The organism is Bradyrhizobium sp. Kon37 (genome assembly GCF_055807535.1).
The window spans coordinates 59,862-68,046 of record NZ_JBVVOY010000031.1 but is presented as its reverse complement, the minus strand read 5'-3'; the positions used below and the strand labels follow the sequence as shown (position 1 = coordinate 68,046).

Below are 8,185 nucleotides of genomic sequence, written 5' to 3'. Positions count from 1 at the left end.
TGGCAGCAAATCCTGAACACGACCGACGCCAAGCTGAACACGATCGACTTCCAGCCCGGGAGCGACAGCAAGGCGCCGCCGCGCTCCGTGCTCGCTTTCGCGGGGGCGCTATGAGGCCATCCTTCGGGGCGAGGCCGACGAAGGACGGCGTATCGTTCCGGCTGTGGGCGCCGGCCGCGCGCCGTGTCGATCTCCTGCTCGACAGACGGCACGCGATGCAGCGCCGGCAGGATGGCTGGTATGTCGCCGAGATTGCCAATCTGCCCGTCGGCAGCAACTACAAATTCAGGATCGACGACGAGATCGACGTGCCTGATCCGGCGTCTGCATTCCAGCCCGACGACGTGTTCGGCCCGAGCGAGGTGATCGATCACGACGGCTTCGCCTGGCGCGCATCCGATTGGCGCGGCCGTCCCTGGGAAGAGACGGTGCTGATCGAGACGCATGTCGGCACCTTCACCGCGGAAGGCACCTATCGTGCCATGATCGACAAGCTCGATCATCTCGTCGCGACCGGCATCACCGCGGTCGAGCTGATGCCGTTGGCTGACTTCGCCGGTCGTCGCGGCTGGGGTTATGACGGCGTGCTGTGGTACGCGCCCGACAGCGCCTATGGTCATCCCGATGAATTGAAGACGCTGATCGACGAAGCCCATCTGCGCGGGCTGATGATGTTCCTCGACGTCGTCTACAATCATTTCGGCCCCGAGGGTAACTACCTCGGCCGCTACGCACCGGCCTTCTTCACCGACGCGCACACGCCATGGGGCAGTGCGATCGATTATCGCGTGCCACAGGTTCGCGCTTTTGCCGTCGAAAACGCGCTATCGTGGCTCAGCGACTATCGCTTCGACGGCCTCAGGCTTGATGCCGCCAACCACATCATGGCGATCCCCGGCGAGCAAGCGATGCTGCAAGACCTCAGCGTCGCCGCGGGCGAGCTTGCCAGGGCGACGGGGCGGCATATCCATCTCGTGCTGGAGAACGGCGACAACCGCGCGAGCCTGCTGGACGCCGCGCAGGAGCCCCCGAACGGAAAATATCGCGGACAGTGGAACGACGACTACCACCACGTCTGGCACGTGATGCTGACGGGCGAGCTCGCCGGCTATTACGCGGACTATCAAACGCCGCGGCTCGATCTCGCACGCGCGCTCGCCTCCGGCTTCGTCTATCAGGGCGAGATCTCTGAATTCTGGGGCAAGAAGCCGCGCGGCGAGAACAGCGGCGAGCTGCCGCCGGCAACCTTCGTCAACTTCCTGCAGAACCACGACCAGATCGGCAACCGGCCGCTCGGTGACCGGCTCGAAAGCCTGGCATCGCCGAAGCAGATTGAAGCAGCACTCGCGGTGACCCTGCTCGCGCCGATGGTCCCGATGCTGTTTCAGGGCGAGGAGTGGGGCTCCACCGTGCCCTTCCCGTTCTTCTGCGACTTCCAGGGCGGACTGGCTGATGCCGTCCGCAAGGGGCGCAGGCAGGAATACGCCTGGGCCTATGAGACGTACGGCGACGAGGTGCCCGACCCGCTCGATCCGGCAACGCTGCAATCGGCCGTGCTCGACTGGACCGGCCGCACGCCGGAGCAGGATGCACGTCTCGCGCTGGTGCGGGAGCTGCTGGCTCTCCGCCACAAGGAGATCGCGCCACGACTGAAAGGCGCGCGCTTCGGTGACGCCGCCGCGGCCGATAGCGGCCTGCTCACCGCGCATTGGAACATGGGAGATGGCGCGACGTTGCGCCTCGTGGCCAATCTCTCCGGCAAGGACATCGCATACCCCGACAGCGGCGTGGGGACCCCGATCTGGGGCGGCGCAGGCAGCGACCGGCTTACGCCCTGGTCGGTGGTCTGGCGCCTCGGAGGGTGACATGCCTTCTGGCATTCCTCTCGCGACCTACCGGCTTCAGCTCACCGCGGATTTCGACTTCGACAAAGCCGCCGCGGTGGTGCCCTATCTGAAGGCGCTGGGGATCACGCATCTCTACACCTCGCCGGTGATGAAGGCCCGCAAGGGCTCGACCCACGGCTATGACACCGTCGATCACAGCCAGTTCAATCCGGAGCTCGGCGGCGAGGCCGGCTTCGCGCGGTTGAGCGAGGCGCTGACGCAAAACGACCTCGGCCTCATCATCGACTTCGTACCGAACCATGTCGGCGTCCACTTTGCCGACAATCCCTGGTGGCTGGACGTGCTGGAATGGGGCCAGGCCTCGCCGCACGCCGTCTCCTTCGATATCGATTGGGATCAACTGGCTTTCCGCGCCCGTGGCGGCGTGCTGCTGCCGATCCTCGGAGCGTCCTATGGCGAAGCGCTCGAGAGCGGCGATATCGAGCTGCGCTACGATCCGGCCGAAGGTAGTTTCTCCGCCTGGTATTTCGAGCATCGATTGCCGATCGCGCCGGAGCGCTATGGCGAGATGCTGCGGATGATCGTGAAGGACGCCGACGCCGCCGGGACCGAGGCCGGCAAGCGCCTGCTGTCGCTTGCGGCCCGCTACACGGGACTGCGCCGTCCCAACCGCAAGGAAGCGCCCGGCTTCAAGGCGGAGCTCAAAGAGATCGCAGGCGGCGCCGATATCATCGCGCGCGGCCTCGGCGCCTATCGCGCCGCCAAGGACCGTCCCGCGCAGACGCTGGCACTGCATCATTTGCTGGAGCGCCAGCACTACAAGCTGGGGCACTGGCGGCTTGCCTCCAGCGACATCAATTATCGTCGCTTCTTCGACGTCAACGGGCTCGCCGGCATGCGCGTCGAGGATCCCGGCACGTTCGCCGCCACGCACCGGCTGGTGAAGCAACTCATTGCCGACGGCAAACTGCAAGGCATCCGGCTCGATCATATCGACGGGCTGCGCGATCCCGCGCAATATTGTCAGCGGCTGCGCCGGCTGGTGCGCGACGCGCAGGGCACCACAAAGCCGTTCTATACGGTGATCGAGAAAATCCTGTGCGAGCACGAGCGCCTGCCGCATTTCGCCGGCGTCCAGGGCACCACCGGCTATGAGTGGATGAATGCCATCACTCACGTTCTGGTCGACCCCAAAGGGCTGGAGGCCCTGGACGAGACCTGGCGCCAGATCAGCAATCGGCCGCCGAGGCTCGCGCCTTATGTCAAGGACGCCAAAAGGCGCGTGCTGGAGACGCTGCTGACCAGCGAATTCACGGTTCTGACGCGCCTGCTTGCGCGCATCGCCAACGGGCACTACTCGACCCGCGACTTTTCGGCCGACAGCCTGCGGCAGGCGCTCGAGCTCTACGTGCTGCATTTCCCGGTGTACCGCACCTATCTGACGACAGGCGCGCCGACGGCGAACGATCGCAAGCTGATCGACGACACCATCGAGCAAGCGCGCCGGGAATGGTTCGCCGCGGACGAAGGCATTTTCGACTTCCTGCGCGACGCGCTTACCATGGATTTGCTCAAGCCCGGTCGTCCCCCGCACAGCGCCCCGCGGGTGCGCCGCTTTGCGCTGAAGGTGCAGCAATTCACCGGGCCGATGATGGCGAAGTCGCTGGAGGACACCGCCTTCTATCAATTCCACCGGCTGCTCGCCCTGAACGAGGTCGGCGGCGACCCCGCGAGCAAGGGGCTCACCATTCCCGCTTTCCACGAGACCATGCAGGCCCGCGCCAGGGAATGGCCGCAAGGGATGACGGCGACCGCCACGCACGACACCAAACGTGGCGAGGACGCCCGGGCGCGGATCGCGGCCTTGAGTGAAATTCCCGGCGAATGGACCAGCGCCGTGGCACGCTGGAAAGTCCTCAACGCCCCGCACCTCGCGCTCGACGGCAATCTGCGCGCCCCGTCGGCCACGTTCGAATACATGCTCTACCAGACCCTGCTCGGCGCCTGGCCGCTTGTGGAGACGGCCGACGCCGGTTTCGTCGCGCGTATCCAGGCCTATGCGCTCAAGGCCGCGCGCGAGGGCAAGGAGGAGACCAGCTGGCTCAACCCGCACGAGGCCTATGAGAACGGCGTCAAGAGCTTCATCGAGAAGATCCTCGATCCCGCACTGTCAGGCGAATTCCTGGAGGCGCTGCAAACCCTGGCTCGTCGCGTCGCGCTGCTCGGCGCGCTGAACGGGCTGAGCCAGCTCACGCTCAAGGCGACACTGCCGGGCGTGCCCGACTTCTACCAGGGCACCGAATTCTGGGACCTCTCGCTGGTCGATCCCGACAACCGCCGCCCGGTGGATTTTTCCGCACGACACGCGGCGCTGGGCACGCTGGACAACCCGGATTGGAATCATCTGATCAAGAGTTGGCCGGACGGCCAGCTCAAGCTGGCCTGGACGCGGCACCTGCTCAAGCTGCGCAACGAGTTGTCCGACGTCTTCGCGCGAGGTGACTACCAGCCGCTTCAGGTGCGGGGCGCACATGCCGACCATGTCGTGGCCTTTGCCCGTCGCCACGGCCGCACTGCTGCGATCGTCGCGGTCGGGCGCCACTTCGCACCCTTCACGCAAGCAGGACGCGAATGGCCGGCGCTCGATGAGGCCGACGCCACCATCGACGTCACGGGCTATAGCGTGCCGGGTTTCGCCGGCAACGATCTGCCGCTCGCGCAGGCGCTTCGCGGTTTTCCCGCTTCTGTGATCCCGGCGCGCCCCGCGGGTGCGGCGAAGCCGGTGCGACAGCGCGCCCGCGCTTGAACGCTAACTTTTCGCGTCTTTGCCCAACAGCAGCTGGCCGCGCTTGCGGATCGTGGCCTGCGCCATCTCCGCAAAGCGCTGCAATAGCCAGGGCAGCACCACCTGCACCTTGACATGGTCGTCGGTGACATCGACCTGGCCGCTCGCAATCTGCCCCAGCGCGCGGATGCGGAAATTCATGCTGTCGCCGCTCCAGCGCTCCTCCTCGACCTGCATCACGGGAATGCTGGCGGCCGCACGGCCGAGCCCGGTCTTGAGCCGGCGCACCGCCTCCTCGCGGCCGAGGCGGTGGGGAATGGAGACGACAAGTGGTGCTGACATGGCTCTGCCCGGTTAGTGATTGAACCTCACATAATCATGCCCGCCGGTACCATAAAGGTTCCATGCAAGTGGAGCGTGCAACCGGTGTTTCATTGGCGGAACTTTAAAACCTGCGGCAAGTTGCCCTCGCACCACGGGACAGGTTGCAAGAGACCCTTCAAACGAAGGGCCGGAGGAGATTTGGCATGTCTATCGGTACGATCATTCTGATCATTTTGGTCATCGCGCTGCTCGGCGGCTTCAGCGGCATCGGCGGCGGCCCGTTCTACGGCACCGGCTATTACGGCGGCGGCGGTCTCGGGCTCGTCATCGTGATCCTGCTGATCCTGTTGCTGCTGGGACGGATCTAGCGACCGAGCGAAGATCTAGTTCGGTAGGGTGGGTTAGCCGCGAGGCGTAACCCACCTCTTTTCTTTCCGCGTCAACAGAAGTGGTGGGTTACGCTTCGCTAACCCACCCTACTTCTTTTTCGTCGCGAGCTTCTTGATCGCCGCCTTGATCGACACGGCCGCATCGTCATAACCATCCCACGCCTTTGACCGCGGCAGCAGCGCCGGCACCGTCCGCAACGTATACCGCTTCGGATCGAGATCGGTCTTCACCTGCGCCCAGGTGAGCGGCATCGACACGGTGGCGCCGGCGCGCGCGCGCGGCGACAGAGGGGCCACCGCCGTCGACATGCGGTCGTTGCGCAAATAGTCCAGGAAGATCTTTCCCGTTCGCAGCTTCTTCGACATGTTGAGCAGATAGCGCTCCGGATCGTCGTCCGCCATCCATTGGCAAACGCCTTGTGCGAAGGCCTTCGCCTCCTTCCAGCTCACCTGATCGCGCGCGCCATGACGCAAGGGCACCACGACGTGCAGGCCCTTGCCGCCGGTGGTCTTGCAGAAGCTTTCCATGCCGATCTCGGACAGCCGCTGCCGCATCTCCTTGGCGGCCTCGACGACCTCGGCGAAGACGACGTCGGGCGCCGGGTCGAGATCGAACACCAGCCGGCCCGGGGTGTCGTAGGCGTAGGGCGCGCAATTCCAGGGATGCAGCTCGACGCCGCCGATCTGTGCTACGGCCGCGAGCCCCTCGATGCGATCGATCTGCAGGTAAGGCTTGCGGTCGCCGGAGACCCGCGCGAGCTCCAGCAGGTTCGACGTGCCCTGCATGGCGTGGCGTTGGAAGAAGCATTCGCCCTTGATGCCGTCGGGCGCGCGGATCAGCGAGCACGGGCGGCCCTTGAGGTGCACGATCATCCATTCGCCGATGGCTTCGAGATAGCGCGCGAGATCCAGCTTGGTGACGGGATCGCCATTGCCGTCGTCCGGCCAGAGCTCCTTGTCCGGCTTGGAGATGACGACTCCCATCACTTCGGCACTGCCGCCAGCCTGGGCCGATCGTGCGCCAGTCTTCGCTTGCGCGCGCGGCCTGGCGCGCCGCTTCGTCGAGGGCTCAGCAAGCTCGGTATCGACCGGTGTCTCGGCCTCGACCTCCTCCGCCGGCTTGTCCTGCCGCAGCCCCTTGAAGGCGGCCTGGCGGATATTGCCGTCGGCGGTGAAGCCGGCGAACTCGATCTCCGCCACGAGCTCCGGCTTCAGCCAGTGCACCTCGCGCCCTTTCTTCGGTGCATTCTTGCCGCCGAAGGGGCTTTGCTTCGCCTCCATGGCCTTCAGGGACGGCATGATGCGCTTGACCTTGTCGGCGCCGAAGCCCGTGCCGACCATGCCGACGAAGGCGAGATGATCGCCGCGGTGCACGCCGGCCATCAGCGAGCGGAATTTGCCGTTGGTGGTCTTGTAGCCGCCGATCACGACCTCATGGCCGGCGCGGCATTTGGCCTTGGTCCAGCTTTCCGTCCGCCCCGAACGATACGGCGCGTCCAGCTTCTTCGACACCACCCCCTCGAGCTCGAGCTTGCAGGCCGATTGCAGCACGGCGTCGCCGCCGCTTTCGAAATGCTCGACATAGCGGATCTGGCTCGATTTGCGCTTGCGCGCCTCCAGCAGCTCCTTCAACCGCGCCTTGCGCTCGCCGAGCGGTAGCCGCCGCAAATCGAGGCCTTCGACGAACAGGAGGTCGAAGGCGAAGAAGATGAGCTCGTCGGTCTTGCCGTCCGACAGCGCGGCCTGGAGCGACGAAAAGTTCGGTGCGCCGTTGTGGTCGAGCGCGACGATCTCGCCGTCGATCATCATATCCGGCAACGCGCCCGCTTCCTTCGCGATGCTTGCGAATTTTTCGGTCCAGTCGAGGCCTTTGCGCGTCTTCAACGTCGCCTTGCCGCCCTCGACCCGCAGCTGCACGCGGTAGCCGTCGAACTTGATCTCGTGGCACCAGCCGTCGCCGCCCGGCGGGCGCTCGACCGAGGTGCAGAGCTGCGGCGCCACGAAATCCGGCATCTCCGCCGCCTTCTTCGCGCTCGTGGCGGTCGTAGCTTTCTTCTTTGCCGTTTTTCCGGTTTTCAACGCCGCGCGGGGTGTCGGCGTGACCGTGCGTTCTTTCGCCTCGTCCGCCCGGTTGGACTGCCAGACCGCGTCGGCCTTGGCCCTGGTGCCCTTCGCCAGCATGAACGGTTTTGGCGCGCGCCCCTTGCCTCCGGCGATCTGCTCCATCGCGCGGCCGGAGGCGACCGACTTGTCCTCCTCGAGGATGTCGTTGTCTGCGCCCTCGCGGACATATTCGTCGCGGTGCTTGATCAGGAGCCAATTGGTCCGTTTGCCGCCGGTGCGGTCGTTGCGCATGCGCACCAGGACCCAGCTGCCGTGCAGCTTCTCGCCATGCAGGGTGAATTTCAGATCGCCCTTCTTGAAACCGCGTTCGGGGTCTTCGGATTCCCAGGTGCCGCGATCCCACAGCATGACCGTGCCGCCGCCGTACTGGCCCTCTGGAATCGTGCCCTCGAAGTCGCCATAGTCGAGCGGATGGTCCTCGACCTCGACGGCCAGCCGCTTGTCGTGTGGATCGAGCGAGGGCCCTTTCGTCACCGCCCAGGACTTGAAGACGCCGTCGAACTCGAGCCGCAGATCGTAGTGCAGCCGCGAAGCGTCATGCTTCTGGATCACGAAGCGCCGCTGCTTCGATGGCGCCACCGCGGTCTTGCCCGATGGCTCGGGCGTTTTCTCGAAATCACGTTTCTGTCGATACTTGGAGAGCTTTTGCAGCACGACTGGTCCCGGATTCTCTTTCGGCGTGGAAGCCTATCACGGCCCGCATCCCACCCGGAACC

At 65.3% G+C, this 8,185-nt stretch carries 5 protein-coding genes; 3 read left to right on the top strand and 2 right to left on the bottom strand.

Annotated elements, in window-relative coordinates; all coding sequences use genetic code 11:
- Nucleotides 1-110 precede the first annotated feature (110 nt).
- Together treZ and treY are read left to right on the top strand one after the other, a co-directional pair.
- Nucleotides 111-1,865 (top strand): malto-oligosyltrehalose trehalohydrolase, encoded by a 1,755-nt coding sequence (treZ, locus tag AC0L3J_RS33490; protein WP_473349913.1) that lies wholly within the window; start codon nucleotides 111-113, stop codon nucleotides 1,863-1,865.
- Between the two features lies 1 nt (nucleotide 1,866).
- Nucleotides 1,867-4,653, top strand: a complete 2,787-nt coding sequence (gene treY, locus AC0L3J_RS33485; protein WP_473349912.1) for a malto-oligosyltrehalose synthase — start codon at nucleotides 1,867-1,869, stop codon at nucleotides 4,651-4,653.
- A 3-nt stretch (nucleotides 4,654-4,656) separates the two neighbouring features.
- Here treY and AC0L3J_RS33480 read toward each other — a convergent pair whose 3' ends face one another.
- On the bottom strand, nucleotides 4,657-4,974 hold the full coding sequence (locus AC0L3J_RS33480) for a polyhydroxyalkanoic acid system family protein (RefSeq protein WP_473349911.1): 318 nt from the start codon (nucleotides 4,972-4,974) through the stop codon (nucleotides 4,657-4,659).
- 185 nt (nucleotides 4,975-5,159) lie between these two features.
- On the opposite strand from AC0L3J_RS33480, the gene AC0L3J_RS33475 reads away from it, so the two are divergent.
- Nucleotides 5,160-5,324, top strand: coding sequence for a DUF3309 family protein (locus tag AC0L3J_RS33475; RefSeq protein ID WP_007595743.1), 165 nt, complete (start codon nucleotides 5,160-5,162; stop codon nucleotides 5,322-5,324).
- A gap of 108 nt (nucleotides 5,325-5,432) precedes the next feature.
- Here the strand turns inward: AC0L3J_RS33475 and ligD are convergent, their stop codons facing one another.
- Nucleotides 5,433-8,123, bottom strand: a complete 2,691-nt coding sequence (ligD, locus tag AC0L3J_RS33470; RefSeq protein ID WP_473349910.1) for a DNA ligase D — start codon at nucleotides 8,121-8,123, stop codon at nucleotides 5,433-5,435.
- Nucleotides 8,124-8,185: the final 62 nt, after the last annotated feature.

Excerpts from the sequence above, each read along its gene's own strand:
- AC0L3J_RS33480 (WP_473349911.1), bottom strand. The coding sequence starts at position 4,974 with ATGTCAGCACCACTTGTCGTCTCCATTCCCCACCGCCTCGGCCGCGAG.
- treZ (WP_473349913.1), top strand. The coding sequence starts at position 111 with ATGAGGCCATCCTTCGGGGCGAGGCCGACGAAGGACGGCGTATCGTTC.
- AC0L3J_RS33475 (WP_007595743.1), top strand. The coding sequence starts at position 5,160 with ATGTCTATCGGTACGATCATTCTGATCATTTTGGTCATCGCGCTGCTC.
- treY (WP_473349912.1), top strand. The coding sequence starts at position 1,867 with ATGCCTTCTGGCATTCCTCTCGCGACCTACCGGCTTCAGCTCACCGCG.